The 19,741-nt window shown below is 64.3% G+C and carries 19 protein-coding genes; 8 read left to right on the top strand and 11 right to left on the bottom strand.

Features of this window, described 5'->3' with window-relative positions; genetic code table 11:
* Positions 1-4: 4 nt before the first annotated feature.
* The 8 genes from EV191_RS06245 to EV191_RS06280 form a co-directional block, all read right to left on the bottom strand.
* Complete coding sequence (locus EV191_RS06245; protein ID WP_132876184.1) at positions 5-298, bottom strand: GroES family chaperonin; 294 nt, start codon at positions 296-298, stop codon at positions 5-7.
* A 121-nt stretch (positions 299-419) separates the two neighbouring features.
* Entirely contained in the window at positions 420-902 is a 483-nt protein-coding gene (locus EV191_RS06250) for an SRPBCC family protein (RefSeq protein ID WP_132875795.1), read from the bottom strand.
* 149 nt (positions 903-1,051) lie between these two features.
* Positions 1,052-3,328 (bottom strand): oxidoreductase, encoded by a 2,277-nt coding sequence (locus EV191_RS06255; protein WP_132875796.1) that lies wholly within the window; start codon positions 3,326-3,328, stop codon positions 1,052-1,054.
* A gap of 144 nt (positions 3,329-3,472) precedes the next feature.
* Positions 3,473-4,255 carry an amino acid ABC transporter ATP-binding protein gene (locus tag EV191_RS06260; protein ID WP_132875797.1) on the bottom strand — a complete coding sequence of 261 codons (783 nt, stop codon included), beginning with the start codon at positions 4,253-4,255 and terminating at the stop codon, positions 3,473-3,475.
* The gene (locus EV191_RS06265) at positions 4,252-5,076 is read right to left on the bottom strand and encodes an amino acid ABC transporter permease (RefSeq protein WP_132875798.1); all 825 of its coding nucleotides are present in this window, start codon (positions 5,074-5,076) and stop codon (positions 4,252-4,254) included. The genes EV191_RS06260 and EV191_RS06265 overlap by 4 nt, the downstream gene beginning before the upstream one ends.
* 44 nt (positions 5,077-5,120) lie before the next feature.
* Positions 5,121-5,957 (bottom strand): basic amino acid ABC transporter substrate-binding protein, encoded by an 837-nt coding sequence (locus EV191_RS06270; RefSeq protein ID WP_132875799.1) that lies wholly within the window; start codon positions 5,955-5,957, stop codon positions 5,121-5,123.
* Between the two features lie 143 nt (positions 5,958-6,100).
* On the bottom strand, positions 6,101-7,123 hold the full coding sequence (locus EV191_RS06275; RefSeq protein ID WP_132875800.1) for a FecCD family ABC transporter permease: 1,023 nt from the start codon (positions 7,121-7,123) through the stop codon (positions 6,101-6,103).
* On the bottom strand, positions 7,120-8,133 hold the full coding sequence (locus EV191_RS06280) for a FecCD family ABC transporter permease (protein WP_132875801.1): 1,014 nt from the start codon (positions 8,131-8,133) through the stop codon (positions 7,120-7,122). Before EV191_RS06280 ends, EV191_RS06275 begins: the two co-directional genes overlap by 4 nt.
* A 69-nt stretch (positions 8,134-8,202) precedes the next feature.
* On the opposite strand from EV191_RS06280, the gene EV191_RS06285 reads away from it, so the two are divergent.
* Entirely contained in the window at positions 8,203-9,198 is a 996-nt protein-coding gene (locus EV191_RS06285) for an ABC transporter substrate-binding protein (RefSeq protein ID WP_132875802.1), read from the top strand.
* A gap of 48 nt (positions 9,199-9,246) precedes the next feature.
* Here EV191_RS06285 and EV191_RS06290 read toward each other — a convergent pair whose 3' ends face one another.
* On the bottom strand, positions 9,247-10,671 hold the full coding sequence (locus EV191_RS06290; protein WP_132875803.1) for a M20/M25/M40 family metallo-hydrolase: 1,425 nt from the start codon (positions 10,669-10,671) through the stop codon (positions 9,247-9,249).
* Between the two features lie 17 nt (positions 10,672-10,688).
* Positions 10,689-11,063: a hypothetical protein gene (locus EV191_RS06295; protein ID WP_132875804.1), complete on the bottom strand. Its 375-nt coding sequence runs from the start codon at positions 11,061-11,063 to the stop codon at positions 10,689-10,691.
* A 466-nt stretch (positions 11,064-11,529) separates the two neighbouring features.
* On the opposite strand from EV191_RS06295, the gene pdhA reads away from it, so the two are divergent.
* The 3 genes from pdhA to EV191_RS06310 are packed head-to-tail and all read left to right on the top strand — an operon-like array spanning position 11,530 to position 15,104.
* Positions 11,530-12,738 (top strand): pyruvate dehydrogenase (acetyl-transferring) E1 component subunit alpha, encoded by a 1,209-nt coding sequence (gene pdhA / locus EV191_RS06300; RefSeq protein ID WP_132875805.1) that lies wholly within the window; start codon positions 11,530-11,532, stop codon positions 12,736-12,738.
* A complete protein-coding gene (locus EV191_RS06305; protein WP_132875806.1) occupies positions 12,738-13,766 on the top strand; it encodes an alpha-ketoacid dehydrogenase subunit beta in 1,029 nt (342 codons plus the stop codon). Before pdhA ends, EV191_RS06305 begins: the two co-directional genes overlap by 1 nt.
* Before the next feature lie 15 nt (positions 13,767-13,781).
* Positions 13,782-15,104, top strand: coding sequence for a dihydrolipoamide acetyltransferase family protein (locus EV191_RS06310; protein ID WP_132875807.1), 1,323 nt, complete (start codon positions 13,782-13,784; stop codon positions 15,102-15,104).
* Between the two features lie 17 nt (positions 15,105-15,121).
* On the opposite strand, the gene EV191_RS06315 is transcribed toward EV191_RS06310, so the two are convergent.
* Entirely contained in the window at positions 15,122-15,676 is a 555-nt protein-coding gene (locus tag EV191_RS06315) for a methyltransferase family protein (RefSeq protein WP_132875808.1), read from the bottom strand.
* 121 nt (positions 15,677-15,797) lie between these two features.
* Between EV191_RS06315 and EV191_RS06320 the strand changes: the two genes are divergently transcribed.
* From EV191_RS06320 to EV191_RS06335, 4 genes are all read left to right on the top strand, one after another.
* Complete coding sequence (locus EV191_RS06320; protein WP_132875809.1) at positions 15,798-16,313, top strand: FxsA family protein; 516 nt, start codon at positions 15,798-15,800, stop codon at positions 16,311-16,313.
* Positions 16,314-16,663: 350 nt separating this feature from the next.
* On the top strand, positions 16,664-17,893 hold the full coding sequence (locus EV191_RS06325; protein ID WP_132875810.1) for a quaternary amine ABC transporter ATP-binding protein: 1,230 nt from the start codon (positions 16,664-16,666) through the stop codon (positions 17,891-17,893).
* Entirely contained in the window at positions 17,886-18,782 is an 897-nt protein-coding gene (locus EV191_RS06330; protein WP_132875811.1) for an ABC transporter permease, read from the top strand. The genes EV191_RS06325 and EV191_RS06330 overlap by 8 nt, the downstream gene beginning before the upstream one ends.
* Before the next feature lie 34 nt (positions 18,783-18,816).
* Positions 18,817-19,734 carry a glycine betaine ABC transporter substrate-binding protein gene (locus tag EV191_RS06335; protein ID WP_132875812.1) on the top strand — a complete coding sequence of 306 codons (918 nt, stop codon included), beginning with the start codon at positions 18,817-18,819 and terminating at the stop codon, positions 19,732-19,734.
* Positions 19,735-19,741: the final 7 nt, after the last annotated feature.

The following is a 19,741-nucleotide window of genomic DNA, read 5'->3' on the forward strand; positions in this document are numbered from 1 at the left end:
CGTTCTAGAGGTAAAGGCCGGTGCCGTGTTCGGTGCGGTCGCTAGCGAGCGCGTGAACATCCCGCTCACGCAACACGACATAGGTCTGGCCATGCACCTCGACCTCCAACTGATCCTCCGGATTGAACAAAACCCGGTCAGAAACCTTCACATTTCGCACGTGATTGCCAATGCCGAGAACGTCACCCCAGGCGAGTCGCTTCGCCATCTGCGCCGTCGCCGGAATGACGATGCCACCACCGCTCTTGCGCTCCCCGTCGTCGCTGGCATGTTTCACCAGCAACCGGTCGTAAAGCATCTGGATCTCGAACTTGACGGAATCACTTTCGGACACTATGGCATCGTACTGGTGCCGCCCGACGGGCCATTCGGTCGCTACCACTTAATTGCGTAACTCACGGACCCCTAGTCCATGTGGGTTACGCATCCGAGCGATTCGGCAGCTCTGCGCGAACTTTCAACCGCGCCAGTGTTGTTTCCATATTGCGCCGGCTGTGCGCGGCGCGGTCGGTTACGCCTGACGCCACGTCACCGGCAAAGCGGATTACGGTATTGCGTCGATCCCAGGTGCTCTCCGTGACCTGACAGCCGGACTCGCCCGGCTCGATGTCGTACTGCCACCGCGCCACGGGGAATCCAAGTGCGCTGACCTCAAAGGCAAACCGGCGGCCGGGCACCGCATCGGTGACCGTGGCCAAGGTGCTCCATTTGCGGAGGCCCTTCCGGTTCCGCCCGCGAAACCGGGCGCCGATCTTCGCGCACTGTGCCCCGTCCAGCCAGGCGTATCCGCTGTACTCCTCGGCCAGCTCGGCGAGGATGCCCGGATCGCTGACCAGCTCGTACACCTCGTCAGCCGTGGCGCTGACCTCGATCCGCGCACTGGCGTTCGGCTCCGCCGTCATTCGTTCACCGCCTTTCGTCGACGACAGTTAAGCAGCAGCCGCACATAGATGAAATCCGCGTCAGGCACCCACTCGCCGCGACCGCGCAACCGTTATGCAACCGCAGGAAAACAACTACCAAGCCGTTGCAAAGCTACCCAGCGGTTCACCTACGAGTTCCTGCGCAGCATTCGGGTGAGGCCGGCGGCCACGGTGGTCGCCAGCACCCAACCGGCAGCAATCAACGCGGTGGCAATCCACTGGTTCTCACCTTCGGCCAGCCATCTGTTCTTGTTCCCGAAGTCCACAATGGGTACCAGAAGATCCACTGTGTACAACACGGGGTTCCACACCAACGTGTCGTCCGCGTTGACCTCGGTTAACGGCCCCTTCCACCAGAACCAGAAACTACCGCCGGCAAGGCAGGCGAGTAACCACAACAGTGCTCGGGTGGGGCGGAAACCGTAACCGACCATGTACCGCTGCAGGAAGCTCCACAGCTGAACACCGGGGCCAAGGAACCGGTACCCCTTCGCCAGCGCCGTGTAGCGCCGTTCCTGCTTGCGCATCAGGACCGCGGTGGCATGCTCCTCGTTACCGCTTACCCGCAGCATTGCGGCGAACTGATCGTAGGGCCCCGGCCGGTATCTGCCGTGCATGGCTTTTTCTAACCAGCCCAGCCGCTCGTTGAAGGTTTTGTCGTCCTTCAGTCCAACGGGCGTATCCAACGAGTCGTACTGGAAATCGTCGAGCTCTATCCCGCCGGTGGCGGACCAGAAGTTCTTGTTGTCAGCCAACGAAACACAACTCGACTGCCGGAGGATCACCCTGCCTCGTGGCGGCTTACCGGTCGTCATGATCAGTTCCTGGGCGCGTACGTCCGGCGCGCGCAACGCGATGATCACCAACGCCGAACCGAGCTCGGCGCCACCAAAGTTCAACCTGCGCTTGATCACGGCGCCATCCATGTGTACACCACTCTGCGCGTAGAACGGCGTACGCCGGTTGTTCGCACAGGTGAAGTCCCTGCCGACGGTCGCACCCCGGGCATCCACCGAACAGCTCCGCGCCCTGCTGCGGCGCGCGCTGGTCAGCCGGCAGCCGCGCAGTTCGATATTGCCGGCCACCTGCACACCCTGTAGTTGCAAGGTGCCCTGTAGTTCCGAACCGACAAGGCTCAGGTTGCCGCCGATGATGCTTCGCCGTGCGGTGAACATATCCCGCATAGGATGGCTCAGCGTGCCGTCGGTGAGGACGAAACTGCCGTGTACGTGCATATCCGCGAGGCGCGCCTGGCCGCTCAGCCACAGCGATCGCGCATCCACATCGCCAAGTACCTCGGTACCGTCGAAATGCAGCGCCCGGTCATGCCACGGCGACTCAACGCCGCGTTGCACGGTGACCGTAGCTTCCGCCAGCCGCAACGAACCACCGATCGACGCGCTGAGCATCCGCAGGGTGCCGTTGCTGTGCATGCTCTTGCTCAACTCGACATTGCCGGCGACGCGGATGCGGTCCGCGATCAGCGAGGCGGATGGATCGAAATGCGGATCGGCCTCATCATTGGCATCGAAGAACACCTTGCCGCCCGAATCCAGCTGCGCCCCACGGAGCACCAGATCGCTTTCGATCCGCGAACTTGGCAGGAAAAGGCGCCCGTTCGAGCTGAACACCCTACCGGTCACATCGGTGCGGAACAGCAGGTTACCGCCGACGTGCAAACCGTTGCCGTTGAAGGCATACCCGCCTGGGTTGCTGAACCGCGCACCGGCGAAGTTCACGTTGCCCCCGGTACGCAAACCGGGCATGCGCACCTCGCCGGTCGCTTCCAGCCGATAGGCGAGCAGGGCACCATGGATGCTCAACCGATCCGCCCGGATCGCTTTGCCCTGTGGGTTTTCCAGCCTGCTACCGGTCAACACCAGGGAACCGGAGATCTCCGCATCGGCGAGGTTGACCCCGGCTTCCAAGCTCCCCGCGTCGTTGTCCGCGAAGCGGTTGCTGTCACGGCGAACCGGGCTGGCGTCGTCAACCCGCACGGTGCTGTTCACCAACCGCAAGTCGTTGCTGCTCTTCAGGTTGCGCGCGAGCAGACCGGGTAGCCAGCAGTTCTCGAAGAACAACCCGAGAATGGTGGCTTGGCGAAGGTCTGGCGGGTACTCGAACCGGCAGCGCTCGAAGCGCAGCAGATAGGGCAGTTCCGCGGCGCGCAACGGCAACTGACCGGTAATGTAGCGATCAGTGACCTCGAAGACCGGCGAACTGGCCGGACGTTTCCGCCATTTCCGCAACCCGCCGGTGTCCGGTTCGGTCAGGCGGCGAAGTAACTCCTCCGCCGAAAGATGTGCCCACAGCGGTTGATCCGACTGATGCGGATCCAACCGCCCCATACTCGACCCGTCATCCACCAGTTCGGACCACGCCGAGCCATCGCGACCAGCTGGCATGTCGCTGCTCCCTCGCGTCCGTGCGCATACCCGCGCGCCGCTGTGCTGCGGATCAACTCAACCTGATCACCTAACGCTCTGACAAGGTCCATGCGGAGTACCCCGCGTGCAGTGCTCGTCACACCACGAGACGAGTCGAAGCCCCTACTCCTCGACCTGCACCGGGTTCAGCACCCTGGACAGGAAGGTTCTGGTGCGCTCGTGTTGCGGGTCGCCGATGACCTGTGCCGGGGCGCCCTGCTCGACGACAACACCGCCGTCCATGAACAGCACCACGTCCGCGACTTCCTTCGCGAACTGCATCTCGTGGGTGACCACCAGCATGGTCATCCCCTCATCAGCCAGTTGCCGCATCACGCCGAGCACATCGCCAACCAGCTCGGGATCCAGCGCCGAGGTCGGCTCGTCGAACAGCATCACGTCTGGATCCATGGAAAGCGCACGGGCGATTGCCGCACGCTGCTGCTGTCCACCGGAGAGCTGCGTCGGCATCGAGTGCACCTTGTCGCCAAGGCCCACCTTGTTCAGGTTCGTGTTCGCGATATTCCACGACTCTGCCTTGCTCCGGCCGAGCACCTTCCGCTGCGCGATCGTCAGATTGTCCACTACGGACAGATGGCTGAACAGGTTGAAGGATTGGAACACCATGCCAATGCCTCTGCGGGCCTTGTCGATGTCCACGTCGGGATCGGTCAGATCGGTACCGTGTACGACGATCTGGCCGGAATCCGGCACCTCAAGCAGATTGACACAGCGCAGCAAGGTCGATTTGCCCGATCCGGACGCGCCGATAATGCACACCACGTCGCCCCGGCGCACCTCGAGGTCGATCCCGCGCAGTACCTGCAGGGAACCGAACGATTTGTGCAGACCGGTAATCCGCACCACCGGGTCTTCGGCTGCCGGCGTGCTCGGAGTTTCGCTCATCCCTTGACCTCCAGTGCGGCGGCGGTGTCGGCTGCTGCCTTCTTCCTACCCGTGCGCCGTTCGAGATAGCGAGAGAGGTAGGAAAGCGGAATGGTAATGATCAGGTAGCACAGCCCAGCGAGCAGGATCGGGGTCAGCGAGGACGTCTCGTTCAACCCTTCCCTGCCGAACTTGGTCAGATCGTATTCCTCGCGGGCGAGGCCAAGCACGTAGATCAGCGAGGAGTCCTTGGTCAGCAGGATCAGCTCGTTGGTCAACGGCGGCAGGATGATACGGAACGCTTGCGGGATAACGATTGTTATCATCGCGCGGCCGTGCGACATACCGAGCGAGCGGGCCGCCTCCAACTGTCCTTTCGGGACGGCTTGGATACCAGCGCGGATGGTTTCCGCCATGTAGGCCGCGCCAACCAGCCCGAGCGCGAGCATCACCGTGGTATACAGACCGAACTTGATCTGGAAGGCGATTGGCACACCGAACCCGAGGGTGATGAACACCAGCAGCGCTGGAACCCCACGGAAAAATTCAATGTAGATTGTCGCGAGCCATCGATACGGCGGCACCGACGACAGCTTCATCAGGGCCAGCACCAGCCCGAGCGCTAGGCCAAATGCGAACCCGAGCAAGGTGTAAAGGGCGGTATTTACCAGCGCGCTGGTAAATATCTGCGGGACCTGTGTGCCGGCCGCGTCCAGATTGAAGAACGCATCCCGGATGGCACCCCAGTCGGCGAACAGGATCACCAGAATTACGACCGCGACCAGGATCCCGTACTGAACTCCGCGAACCACCCGGGCGCGTTTACGCTTTGAGACTGCCACGTAATGCTCCTCGATGCCGTACTTGAATATGCGCCGTACGAAACTCAGCGTTCGCGTTCGTCGCTGCTATCGGGCTTTCTACCAAACCACTTCAGGTAAAGCTGGTCGTAAGTACCATCTGCTTCGATCTGCGCCAATACCTCGTTTATCTTGGCAAGCAGGGCACCGTTTCCCTTGCGAACGGCGATACCGTACCGGTCTCCGGTGTCAAATTCCGCGGACACGGTGGTCTTTGGATTGTCCTTGGCGTAGTCGTAGAGCACGCCGTTGTCGTTGATACCGGCTTCGACACGGCCGGTCAGTACGGCCGTTTGCAGTAACGCCAGGTCCTCGAACTGGATAGTCCGATAACCGTTCTTCTGCTGCTCTCGGGTGGCGTACTCCTCGCCAGTGGTTCCCTGCTGAACGCCGAGGGTCTTCCCGCGCAGGTCGGCCAGGCTGCTGATGTCGGAACCGGTGCGCACCAGCAAAGATTGCAGTGCGTCGAAATAGGGATCGGAGAAGTCCATTACCCGTTCCCGCTCCGGGGTAATCGTCATTCCCGCGGCCGCGACATCGCAGTCACCGATCTCGAACGACTGGCCGGTCTCGATACCTTCGAATGAGGTGTCGAAGATGACTTGGTTGGCCCCGATTCTTTTCGCGACCTCGTCGACGACGTCCACGTCGAAGCCAACGATTTCATCGTTCTCGGTCGACTGGAACGGCGGATACGGCAAGTGGGTACAGGTCTTGAGCTGACCTGCTTCCAGCAGCTCGATCGGATCGCCCGGTTGGGAGACCGCGCCGGGTTCGAGCCGCTGGAAACAACCGCTCACGGCAAGCAGCAAGGCAAGCACGGGCACCAGGACCAGCCGTTTACGTCTTGATTGACGGATCACGGCCTCCCCCCTCGTTGCTGGGACAGTTCGGGTGCCTGCATCTTGCCACCCGAACGGGTTCGTTCCCAGCTTTTCGAGGTTACGAAGTGAGTTCGTGGCTGGCCTCCGGCGAACCGGGTTAGCCCATGAAACGAATCGTTGTTTCAGACCTTGTTTTTGGCTCGTTCCATCAACAGCAACCAGGCCAGATAAATACCGCCGAGCGCACCGGTAACCACGCCAACCGGCAACAACGAGGAGCTGAGCAGCCGTTGGCCGAGGAAATCGGCGAGCACCACGAGGAGCGCGCCAGTCACCGCGGCGGGAAACAGGTTCGGGCCCGGGCTTGCGGTCATACGCCTGGCGAGTTGGGGCGCGGCCAGCGCGACGAAGGCAATGGGCCCTGCCGCCGCGACGGCGACCGCTACCAGCGCGACCGAGCTCAGCACCAGCACCAGCCGCACCCGGGTAACGGCCACCCCGAGCCCGGCCGCGACCTGTTCACCGGATTCGAGCAGCCGTAACCCTGGGCTGTGCACCAGGAAAACCGGGGTAAGTAGCACCAGCACCACGGCCAGCGGGCCAACCGATTCCCAGCCCCTGCCGGCCAGGTTGCCAACCAGCCAGGTGACGGCCTGCGCCGCGTCTTCCACCATCACCCTGGTGAGCAGGTAGGAGTTCAGCCCGGTGAGCACCACGCCAAGGCCGACGCCGAGCAGCACCATGCGGTACCCACCGAGGCCGTCCTTACCGCACAACAGGTAGATCGCGACGGCGGTGAGCGCGCCACTGATCACCGAGCCAAGCGCGGTGGGCAGCTGGCCGCCGCCGAAGACCAGGATGACCACGATCCCGCCGGTCGCCGAGCCCGCGGTGAACCCGATGATGTCCGGGCTGCCGAGTGGATTGCGGGTCAGACTCTGAAACACCGCGCCGCTGATCCCGAGCGCGGCGCCGACCATGGTGGCAACCAGCAGCCTCGGCAGCCGCTGCTCGACCACGATCAGATACTCGGCCCTGCTTCCGTCGCCGGCCAGCGTGCGCAGCACGCCGCCGGGGGAGAGCTGGAAATCACCGGTGCCGATGGCGAACACCGCCAATACCAGCCAGGCGACCAGCATGCCAAGTACGACCAGCACCGCCCGGTTACGCACGCCGAGGGCGACCGCGCCTGCTCGCAGCTTCATCGCCGCACCCCCCACAACCGCCGAACCAGAAACAGAAACACCAGCCCGCCGAGGATTTCGGTCATAATGCCCACCTGTAGTTCGCCGGGGGAGCCGAGCACGCGCCCGAGTACATCGCAGCCGAGCACCAGCACCGGTCCGAGTAGCGCGGACAGCGGGAGCACCCAGCGGTGATCCTGGCCGACGAGCATCCGGACCAGATGCGGGATCATCAGTCCAACGAAGGCGATCGGCCCCGCGGCCGCCGTCGCCGTGCCGCACAACAGGCCGACCGCGAGTAGCGCGCGCAGCCGAGTGGCTCCTGGGGTCGCGCCGAGACCGCGCGCCGTGTCATCACCGAGCGCGATCGCGTTCAGCCCGCGCGCGGCGGTTATCGCGAGCACTACACCGATGATCAGGAAGGGCAGCAGTGGCGCTAGGGCGGGAACGTCCCGGTTGGCCAGCGAGCCGACCAGCCAGTAGCGCATCTTGTCCAGCGAGTTCGTATCGATCACCTGCATGGCCTGGTTCAACCCGACGAAGGTGGCCTGTACCGCGACGCCGGCGAGGATGAGGCGCACTGGGCTCGCGCTGCCGCCGAGCAGGTAGACCAGCACCGTGCCGCCGAGTGCACCGCAGAAGGAGAACCAGATCAGCGCGGTTGGCGCCTGGACACCGAAGAGCACGCCGGCGAACACGATGGCCACCGCGGCGCCGTAGTTCACGCCGAGCAGGCCGGGGTCGGCGACCGGATTGCGGGTTGCACCCTGTAGTAGCGCCCCGGCCAGGCCGAGTGCCAGTCCGACGCAGATGCCGAGGATCGTGCGGGGTAGCCGGGCATCGCGCACGACCGCGTCGGTGTAGCTGCCGTCGTAGTGGAACAACGCATGCCACACCGCATCGAGCGGCAGTTGGTTGGAACCGACTACAATGGACATTAGTGCGACTACGCACAGCGAGATCAGGGCGCCGAGAACGACTACCGAGTTGCTGCGAACGCGAGTTGGCTCACGTACGGCCGTCTCAACCATGGCGCCCAGACTAAGGCAAGGCTAACCTTGTGCGCCGTCCCCGGTTTCACTTGTAAGGACGGTCACCAGATGCGCGCGCTCGATCGACGGAGTTTCCTAGCCGGCACCCTCGCCGCTGGCGCCACGGCCACCCTCGCCGCCTGTGGTTATCGCGGCGACGATACTGGGGAAGGTACCGCCTGGCGCTATACCGATGACCGCGACAAGCAGATCAACCTGCCGAAGCGACCGGAACGAGTGGTCGCCCAGATCACCCCGGCCGCCGCGCTGTGGGATTTCGGCATCGAGCCGGTCGGGATCTTCGGCCCTTCCCGACTGCCTGGCGGCAAGCAGGATCCGCAGTCCGGTTCGATCGAACTGGACAAGACCACGTCGCTTGGCAATGTCTGGGGCGAGTTCAACTACGACAAGTTCGTCTCACTCAACCCGGACCTGCTGGTCAGCGTCACCTACGTCGACAACGAGCTGTGGTACGTACCCACCGAGCAAACGGCGGATGTGGCCAAGGCAGCGCCCACGCTCGCGGTCGATCTCGCCGAGCGAGACATGAAACAAGCGACTCAGGAGTTCGAGAAACTGGCCGGGCGGCTGGGCGCTGATCTCGAGGCGGAACGGGTTACCTCGGCGAAACGCCGGTTCACCAAGGCCGAGGAAGAGTTCACCAAGGTGGCCAAGGAGACCTCGAACCTGCGCGTGCTGGCCATGTCCGCGCAGCAGGACCTGCTCCATGTGGGCACACCAGCGGCGTTTCCCACCACGCGGTACTACGCGGAGCGCGGGATGAACTTCGTGAAACCGGATAACGTGGCGCCCAAGGACTACTTCGCGGAACTCAGCTGGGAGAACGCGGACCGGTACGAGGCTGACGTGTTGTTCTACGACGACCGGTTCAGCTCGCTGAAACCGAAGGATCTCACGGACAATCCAACCTGGTCCCGGCTGCCAGCGGTGCGCGCGGGCCGGCTGATCCCGTGGACCTCCGAACCGCCACTGAGCTACGCCGCGCTGGCCGAGGTACTGGAAACACTCACCGAGAACCTGAAAGAAGCTGCCGCCCGCTCCTAACCGCGCTAACCTTAAAGAACGCGGTCACACAGAGTCACCGCAAGATCCCTAAAGATTGCGGGTGGCGTGCGCGTGCAGGATGTGCGCGACCGCTTCGGTCACCCGCTGGGCCTGGTCAAGGTGCAGCCACTCGTCCGGCACGTGCGCGTTCGAGTCCTGCCCGAGCGCTCCGGTGATCACGAACTGCGCCTCCGGGTAGGTGCTGGCGAGCAGCCCCATGAACGGGATCGACCCGCCCAGCCCGATGGTTCCGCACGGCGCACCAAATACCCGATCGCCCACGGTGTCCAAAGTGGCCTCGAGCCAGGGCGCGAGGTCCGGGGCGTTCCAGCCGCCCTGAGCCTCCACTCTGGACAGCGTCACTTCGGCGCCATAGGGCACATCGGTCGTCAGTGCCCGCTGCACGGCGGCGAGCGCCGCCGATGCGTCCGCGGTCGGCGGCAGCCGAAAGCTCAGGGTCAGCGTGCTGTACGGGCGAAGCACATTCCCCGCGTCCAGCGGTTCCGGGAACCCGGCCGCGCCGATCACCGAAAGCGTCGGGCGCCAACTGTTGTTCAGCACCAGCTCCGCCTCGTCCGCAACGACCGGACGCCCACCGGCGACCAGCGGGAACGCGCCGCGAATAGCACCGGGCGCGGCGTCAGCCGAACTCCGCGCCTCGGCCACCCGGTTCTCCGGCACGCGCACGTTCAGTTCCGGCAGCAGGATCTCCCCGGTGGTCGAATCCTCCACGCGGTCAAGCAGCTGCCGCATGACCCGGAACGAGCTCGGCACCACCCCGCTGGCCAACCCGGAATGCTGACCGGATTCCAGCACCCGCACCGTCACATCCAGCGAAACAAGGCCACGCAACGACGTGGTCAGCCACAGCCGCTCGTAGTCGTTACCACCCGAATCCAGGCAAACCACCAGGTTCACCGCACCGAGCTGGTCCCGCAGCTGTTCGAGGTAAGCCGGCAGATCGGGACTCCCGGACTCCTCGCCGGTTTCCAGCAGCACGACGCACCTGCTGTGCGTACCGCCAGCGGCTCGCACCGCCTCGATCGCGGTGGTCGCCGCGTAACCAGCGTACCCGTCGTCGGCGGCCCCCCTGCCGAACAGCTTGCCGTCCCTGACCACCGGCTCCCACGGGTCGAGCCCCGCTGACCAGCCGCCCATCGGTGGTTGCTTGTCCAGATGCCCGTAGAGCAACACCGTTCCGGCATCCGCCGTGCCCGGTACGTCGAGCAACAGCAGCGGGCTACGGCCGTCCAGCTGCACGATCTCCACCCGCGCGCCCGGCAGCTTGCGCGCGTTGAGCCAATCGCGCACATGTGCCACCGCGGCATGCAACTGACCGTGCTCGGCCCATTCCGGGTCGAAGTTCTGCGAAACGGCCGGGATGCGGACCAGCTCGCTCAGGCTGGGCAGCACACTGCTCGACCACGCGTCCTGAATGCTGGTGCGTACGGTTGTCTGCTCCACGCCACCGATCCTGCCAGTTGCGGACGCTAGGGATCTTCCAGGATCTCCTCGGCAAACACGTCGTCCTCCCGCGCGACCGGAAGTCGCGATTCGTGCACGGCCTGTGCCGGCTGCGCCGTGGGTCCGGTCAGCGGTTCGAAGACCGCGGCCATCTCGGGATCGGCAAAGGCCTTGCCCTCGGCGATCTCCCGCCAGCTGAAACGCCCCTCATCCACCTGCGCGACGAGCAGTTTCAGCGCGGCGGGCGCGTCCGGATCCCGCGCGGCCTGCTCGAACTTGGCCAGTTCGGCATCGGTGAACTCGACCGCCTCGGTATCGGCCGGCATGCCCGTCCCCGCGGCAGCGCCGGCAACGCCGAACTCCTCGGCGATGGGCTCCGCGTTCACCTCGTACTCGACCATCTCGTCCTTTCTTGCCAACCCCTATCAACACAGCCGCCGCTTCGATGCGCACCGTCACGCACCGGTTCCGCAGCGGCAGGCCAGCTCGAACACGTGACACAGATCACTAAACCAGCATGCTGATCGTCGCATACCGGACCGGCCTCCAGCGCCCGCGCGGACCGTCCCCGACAGCAAGCCGATGAGCAGCCGTTACCACGTCTCGCGAGAAACCGTGACGTCCGTCCATCTGAGGCCCCACGATTTGCTCTCCTATCATTTTCGCAGTTCAGAAGCATATTTTCGGCAACCAAATCGAATCAGGCACTCAACCTGAAGGCGCACTCGTGCCAAGATGGGCACCATCGAACCGTCAGCGTCGATGGGTCGCGGTCATCCACACCCCTGGCTGGCAGTGTCCCGACCGACGCGGTCTACGTGGTCGTCACAAGCGACCACGCGGCACCGTGAATAAGGAGATAGACGTATGTCGTCCCCAGAACAGTGGACGCACCCGCAACCCGGGGATTCCTCGGCCGCGACCGCGGCTAAACCGACCCCAGAACAGGTGATCGCGGGCTTGCGTGCAACCAGCGAGGGCGGGGCCGATCTGGTCCAGCTACTTACCCCCGAAGGCGAGCGGGTTGACTCGCCGGAATTCGATCGCTACGTCACCGATATCGACGGCGCTCGGCTGCGTTCCCTGTTTCGGGACATGACGCTGGTCCGCCGGTTCGACCGGGAAGCGAACGCCTTGCAACGGCAGGGCCAGCTCGGCATCTGGGTTCCGCTACTCGGCCAGGAAGCCGCGCAGATCGGCGCGGGTCGCGCCCTGCGCCCGATGGACATGGCCTTCCCCAGCTACCGCGAACACGGCGTCGCCTGGTGCCGGAACGTGTCGCCGCAGGACCTGCTCGGCATCTTCCGCTGTTCCGATCACAGCGGCTGGGATCCCGTCGCGGCCCGATTCCACCCTTACACCATCGTGATCGGCAACCAGGTGCTCAATGCCGCCGGTTACGCGATGGGGCAGCGCTTCGACGGCCACGTCGGTGACGATGACGGCGAGGCCACGATCTGCTTCTTTGGCGACGGCGCCACCAGCCAGGGTGACGTGCATGAAGGTTTCGTCTGGGCAGCGGTCTACGACGCGCCGCTGGTGTTCTTCTGCCAGAACAACCAGTGGGCCATCTCCGAGCCGACCGAACGACAGTCCCGGCTGCCGCTTTACCAGCGCGCCCAGGGTTACGGCTTTCCCGGTATCCGGGTAGACGGCAACGATGTGCTCGCCTGCCTCGCGGTGACCCGCTGGGCACTGGACGAATGCCGCACCGGCAACGGCCCGATGCTGATCGAGGCCTTCACCTACCGGATGGACGCGCACACCACCACCGACGACCCGACCAGGTACCGGCTCTCCGACGAGCTCGAGGCGTGGAAGCTGAAGGATCCGATCGAGCGGGTCCGCGCCTACCTGTCCAGGAACGGCTTGGCGGACAACGACTTTTTCGAGGAGATCGCCGCGGAGGCGGATAATTTCGCCGCCGAGATACGGGATTTCTGCGTGAATATGCCGGATCCACCGCCGGACCGGATCTTCAGCGAAGTGTATGCCGAACCGTCGCCGGTGCTCGAGGCACAGCGCGCCGAGTATCTGTCCTATCTCGACGGATTTGTTGGGGCAGGTGAGCGATGATGGCGGCACCAGCGAAGGCACCGGAGCGGAGCGCCACGACCGCCGCCCCGCAGCTGACCATCGGCAAGGCGCTCAACCACGCGCTGCGCGCCGCGATGGAAGCCGATCCGAAGGTCCTGATCATGGGCGAGGACGTCGGCAAGCTGGGTGGGGTTTTCCGGATCACCGACGGCCTGCAGAAGGACTTCGGTGAGCACCGCGTACTGGACACCCCGCTCGCCGAGTCCGGCATCATCGGTACCGCGATTGGCCTTGCCGTGCGCGGTTTCCGCCCGGTCTGCGAGATCCAGTTCGACGGCTTCGTATTCCCCGGCTTCGACCAGATCGTCAGCCAGCTGGCCAAGCTGCACTTCCGCAGCCAGGGCAAGGTCAAGGTGCCGATCGTGGTCCGGATTCCGTTCGGCGGCGGGATCGGCGCGGTAGAGCACCATTCGGAATCGCCCGAATCGCTGTTCAGCCACACCGCCGGACTACGGTTGGTTTCCTGCTCGAACCCGGTTGACGCGTACTGGATGCTCCAGCAGGCGATTCGCTGTGATGATCCGGTGTTGTTCTTCGAACCGAAAAAGCTGTACCATACTGGCAGTCTGAAAGAGACGGTCGATCCCACCGCGAGCCCAGATCCACTGTTCGCCTCACGGGTACTGCGTTCCGGTACGGCCGCGACGCTGGTGACCTACGGCCCCTCGGTTCGGGTCTGCCTGGACGCCGCGATCGCCGCGGCCGAGGAAGGTACCTCGCTGGAAGTCATCGACCTGCGCACACTTTCCCCGCTCGACCTCGAGCCGGTATTCGAGTCGGTGCGCAAGACCGGTCGGCTGATCGCGGTGAGCGAAGCACCGTCCGAATCCTCGCTGACCTCCGAGATCGCCGCCAGGGTGCAACAGGAGTGCTTCTATTCGCTGGAAGCCCCCGTACTGCGGGTGACCGGATTCGACACGCCGTACCCGCCCACCAAGCTCGAGGAGTACTACCTCCCCGATCTTGATCGGGTACTGCATACCGTCGACCGCGCACTCACCTGGTAAAGGGGTAGTTCAGCGATGCCTGACTTCAAGCAATTTCCCCTGCCCGATACCGCGGAGGGGCTGACCGAGGCGGAAATCCTCAACTGGCATATCCAGCCGGGCGATACGGTCGCGGTCAACCAGATCGTCATCGAGATCGAGACGGCGAAAGCGGCCGTGGAACTGCCCTGCCCGTGGGCGGGTGTGGTTACCGAACTGCTGGTCGAACCGGGCCAGACGGTGGACGTCGGTACGCCGATCATGACCGTGGACGTGGACCCGAACGGTGCCCCGGTGGACAACGGTGCCCCGCCGGCAGCGACGACCACTGTGCACGAACCGGCGGACGACGAGATGAAACCGCTGGTCGGCTACGGCGCGAAACCGAGCGCGGCGAAACGGCGCCCGCGCAAGGGAGCCGTGCCAGCCGCCGCGCCCGAGCCGGCACCAGCCCCGGTACCAGAACCAGCGTTGCAGGTAGCGGTAGCAACCGAGGTCATCCCGCTGGCGAAACCGCCGGTGCGCAAACTGGCCAAGGAGCTGGGGATCGACCTGCGCGGGCTCACCGGCTCCGGCGAGGGCGGCGTGATCACCAGGGATGACGTGCAGCATGCGGCGAACGGCGTCGCCCCGAGCCCAGCCGGAGCGCAGCAACCGACCGGCGGGGAAACCCGGGTACCCATTCGCGGGGTACGCAAGGCGACCGCGCAGGCGATGGTCAGCAGCGCGTTTTCCGCGCCGCACGTCACCGAGTTCCTCACTGTGGACGTCACGCCGATGATGGAGTTCCGGGCGAAGTTGAAGAACAGCCCGGCGTTTGCCGGGGTTCGACTCACCCCGCTCGCCTTCGCGGCAAAGGCGATGTGTCTCGCTGTCCAGCGCACCCCGGACGTGAACGCGGTATGGGACGAACCGGCCGGCGAGATCGTGTACAAGGACTACGTACATCTCGGGGTCGCCGCCGCCACACCGCGCGGGCTGGTGGTCCCCAAGGTGCGGGACGCGCACACCATGTCGCTCAGCCAGCTGGCCGGTGCGCTCGATGAGCTCACCAGTACCGCGCGGGATGGCAAAACCCCGCCCGCGGACATGCTCGGCGGCACGATCACCATCACCAATGTCGGTGTGTTCGGTGTGGACACTGGCACGCCGATCATCAATCCCGGTGAGTCGGCGATCCTCGCCTTCGGCGCGATCCGGGATATGCCGTGGGTTGTGGACGGGCAGATCGTGCCGCGCAAGGTCTGTCAGCTCTCGCTGAGCTTCGATCATCGGGTGGTGGACGGCGAGCAAGGCTCGCGGTTCCTCGCCGACGTCGGCGCGCTACTCAGCGATCCCGCGGTGGCGATGACCTACTAGACCGCGATCGGGCCCGGTCAGCCGAACTGGCCGCGTGCTGCGATCACCCGCTCGGGGCCCAGCTCACCCGGGTCCCACGGGCGCAGCCGCGGCCACCAGGCCCGCACCGCCTTGCGGTATGCGGTGTAGTCGGCGCCAAATCGACGCGCCAGTGCCGGCTCCTCGCGCCAGCGCACGAACGCCGCCACGCCACACCACGTAATCGCCGCGTAGAGCGCCAGGCCCCATTGGCCGAACAGCAACGCCTGGCCAAGAATCGCGGCAAGCACGGTGACATACATCGGATTGCGCACGAAGCGGTAGAGCCCGCCGACCACCAGCCGGTTCGGCGGCGCGCTCGGCGACGGCGTACCGAAACCCTCCACCACGAACTTGCCGAACGCATGCACTAATCCGGCCGCGCCGATCGCGATCAACAACCCGCCGATCACCTGGACCCAGACCGGCGTCCACCAGGGCTGTGGGTCACGAAACTGCCAGCCGGACAGCAGCCATGGAATCAGCACGGCCACGGTTCCGGGCGCGGCCACCAGAAACACCGCACTACCGAGAGTCGCCTTGGCTCGACGCATCGCACTCGCCTCCTAGAATTAACCGTCTGGTTAATTCTACGGGTGTTGAGTTTCACGTCAAGCCTTGCCCCCAATTGGGTGGCCACGGGAGTACTCGCCGTCGTTCACGCGTTAGTCAGGTATGGCTGTTGTGCTCTTGCTGTACTTGATCGTCGAGATCGCCGCCGTGGTGGCGGTGACCTCCGCGGTTGGGCTGCTCTGGACGCTGGTGCTGCTCTTTGGCGGCGCCGTCCTCGGCTCCTCGCTCGCCCGCAGGGAAGGCGGCAAGGCGATGCGCGCGCTGATGCAGACCGCCAACGCCGGTCGCGCGCCACACAGCGAGATCACCGACAGCATGCTGATCGGACTCGGCGGGATGCTCATCCTGCTTCCCGGGTTCGTCAGCGACCTGTTCGGCTTCCTGATGCTGCTGCCGCCCTCCCGGGCGCTGATCCGCAAGCGCTGGGTGAAATCGCTCGAGCGGCGCGTCCACGCACGGCAGGGCGGGTCGATGCGCGCCACGGTCGTGGTGGACGGCGAAGTGGTCACCGAAGAGCCCCGCTCGAACGAACCAGACGAATCACGGAAACCGGGAGACAACGGCCGCGGCCTGGTGATCGACGGCAGCGTAGTGGACGACGATTCCCGAAAAAGCTGAGCTATTCGGAAATAAGATCTCCATTTCAATATTCCTTTGCGAGCCGTACTCTAAATACGTAATTTCCTGATGCAAGTTTTATACTTGTTGATAGCGCACGAGCGCGCAGCGCGACCACTTTATATTCCTGTGCCTAATCCGTGACGGATTCTATTCTGACGCGCTCACGAGAAACGATCTTATGTTGCGGTTATCCATTTTCCGGATATATAACTGAGTGCACATAGTTCAAATAAGGGCTAGCCGCGAACTGTAGGCGCCGCCAGGCCCGAGTTGGCCTGCGACGACTGGATGCGCGCCAGCGACAGACGGCATCCGACTAGTTTCGCGTTTTGATCACTGGAGGAGCCGTGGCAACGGTTCGGGCGCAGAACGTATACAAACTATTCGGCCGAAACACCAAGAATGCGGTCCGCGACCTACAAAACGGAACCGCCAGGGACGAACTACGCGATCGGGGCATAACGCCCGCGGTTATCGATGTGTCATTCGAGGCGCGCCCGGGGGAAACCTTCGTCGTGATGGGCCTGTCCGGCTCGGGGAAATCGACGCTCATCCGCACGCTGAACGGCCTGCTGACACCCACCTCCGGTTCGGTGTTCGTGAACGACGAGGACATCACGCGAATGTCCGCCAAACAGATCCGGCATATGCGACAGAACACCATGAGCATGGTGTTCCAGCACTTCGCGCTCTTCCCGCATCGCACCATCCGGCAAAACGTGGCCTATGGCCTGCGTATCCGCGGTGTTCCCGAGGACACCCTGCTCGACAGGGCGAACGAATCGTTGGCGCTGGTAGGACTTGCCGGCTGGGAGAACCACTACCCACGACAGCTCTCCGGCGGCATGCAGCAACGGGTCGGGCTGGCCCGCGCCCTCGCTACCGAAACCGACGTGCTGCTGATGGACGAGGCGTTCAGCGCGCTCGATCCGCTGATCCGCAGGGATATGCAGGACCAGCTGATCTCGCTACAGCGCGAGCTGGCGAAAACGATCGTGTTCATCACGCACGACCTGAACGAGGCGATGCGCCTCGGCGACCGGATCGCGATCATGCGCGCGGGGGAGATCGTCCAACTCGGTACTACGAAAGAGATTCTGGATGCGCCAGCGGACAGCTACGTGGCCGAGTTCGTCCAGGACGTGGACCGCAGTCGGGTACTCACCGCGGGCGCGGTTGCCGAGCAGGCACACACCGTGCGGCTGGATGAACCGCCGCAGCAGGCGCTGAAAGTGATGCGTGGCAACGAACTCACCGAAGTGTTCGTTGTGGACTTCGACGACCGGCTGGTCGGTTCGGTGGCCTACGCCGAGGCAACCCTCGCCGCCGAGCGGGACCAGGGACAGGTCGGGGCGTCGGTGAACCGAGGAGCGCCGACCGCGCAGCGCTCCACCCCGATCGTTGAATTGTTCGAGGTCGCGGCCGATTCCGGCGCACCGGTCGCGGTGCTCGACGCGGACCACCGATTACTCGGCGCCATCTCTCGCGCCGCATTGCTCCGCGCGCTTGGCAAGGCGCATGTGGACGCGACCGCGGGCGGCGCAGCCAAGCGGACCGGGGAGGCAACGGATGCCTGACATATTCAACGCGGCGCTCGAGTTACCGCGCATCCCCATCGGCCAGTGGGCCGAAGGATTCGTCGACTGGTTGGAGAACAACCTCGGGCCGCTGCTCGACTTCGCGACGAACGCAACCACCTGGGCATTCGACGAGCTCAGCGGGTTGCTCACCTGGCCCGCACCGGTCGTGGTGACCGCGTTGTGCGCCGTACTCGCCTTCGTCGTGCGCGGCTGGGGATTCGCGCTGTTCACGCTGCTCGGCCTGGCACTGGTGGCAAGCCTCGGCTACTTCGAACCGATGATGCAGACAACCGCCCTGGTGCTGATCGCCAGCTTGGTCGCGATCGTCGTTGCGGTGCCGATCGGCATACTGGCCGCACGCAACCGTGCGGTCAGCCAGGTCGTTCGCCCGGTACTGGATCTGATGCAGACCCTGCCGCCGTTCGTCTACCTGATCCCCGCGGTGATCCTGTTCAGCATCGGTGCGACACCTGGCCTACTGTCCACGGTGGTATTCGCGCTACCGCCGGCGGTTCGACTGACCGAACTGGGTATCCGGCAGGTCGACCCGGAGATGGTGGAGGCGGGCCAAGCATTTGGCGCGCCACCACGGCAGGTGCTCACCGGAATCCAGCTGCCCCTCGCCATGCCGTCCATTATGGCCGGCGTCAACCAGGTGATCATGCTTTCGCTTTCCATGGTGGTAATCGCCGGGATGGTCGGCATGCCCGGCCTTGGCCAGTCCATCTACGAGGCAGTCACCAGAAACCAGATCGGTCCAGGAGCGGAGAGCGGCCTCTCGGTCGTCATCCTCGCCATCTTCCTCGACCGGCTCACCTCCTCGTTCGGTGCCGGCAAGGGGCTGCTTTCCCGGCTACGTAAGCCGTTGAGCGCAACCAGCCGATGAAACCCGGACACACCAAAGAAAGGTGGGAAGGCAAGTGCGAAGAAATCCAAGATATCGCTGGCTACTTGCACTGACGGCCAGCCTCGCCGCACTGGCGTTGGTGGTCGCATCCTGTGGCAGCAGGGAAGAATCCAGCTCAGACACCGGGCAGGGCAGCAAGACGTTGAAGATCGCCTACATCAACTGGGCCGAAGACGTCGCACTGAGCAACCTCTTCAAGACGGTGCTGGAGGGCAAGGGGTACCAGGTCGAACTGCAGCAGCTGGAGGTCGGCCCGCTCTACGCCGGGCTGGCGCGCGGCAACGCGGATCTGTTCCTGGACGCCTGGCTGCCCACCACACACGCCGACTACTGGAGCCAGTACAAGAACGATCTGGAAGACCTTGGGGTCTGGTACGACTCGGCGACGCTGAACATCGCGGTGCCCAGCTACGTGCAGGACGTCAATTCGATCGAGGACCTCAAGGGTAAGGGCGCCGAGTTCAACGGCGCGATCACCGGGATCGACCCCGGCGCGGGCCTGATGCGGCTCACCAAGGACGCGGTCATCCCGGACTACGGGCTCGGCTCGGAGTACGAGCTGAAGTCCTCCTCCGAGGCCGCGATGATCGCCGCGCTACAGGGTGCGATCAACAAGAAGGAACCGATCGTGGTGACCAGCTGGCATCCGCACTGGTTGTACAACCGGTTCGACGTCAAGGACCTGAAGGATCCCAAGGGCTCGCTTGGTGAGGCGGAGCAGCTACACAGTCTCGGCCGGAAGGGGTTCAGCAAGGACTTCCCCGAGCTGGCCCAGATGATCAAGAAGTTCAAGATGGATGACGAGAAGTTGTCCTCGTTGACCGATGCGATCAACAAGGCTGGCGAGGGGAACGAACTGCAGGCCACCAAGCAGTGGGCAAAGGACAACCAGGACTGGGTTGATCAGTTCAGCAGCGCGGTAACTGGTTGAACAGAAG

Origin of the sequence: Tamaricihabitans halophyticus, assembly GCF_004340875.1 — a bacterium.
Classification (GTDB): domain Bacteria; phylum Actinomycetota; class Actinomycetes; order Mycobacteriales; family Pseudonocardiaceae; genus Tamaricihabitans; species Tamaricihabitans halophyticus.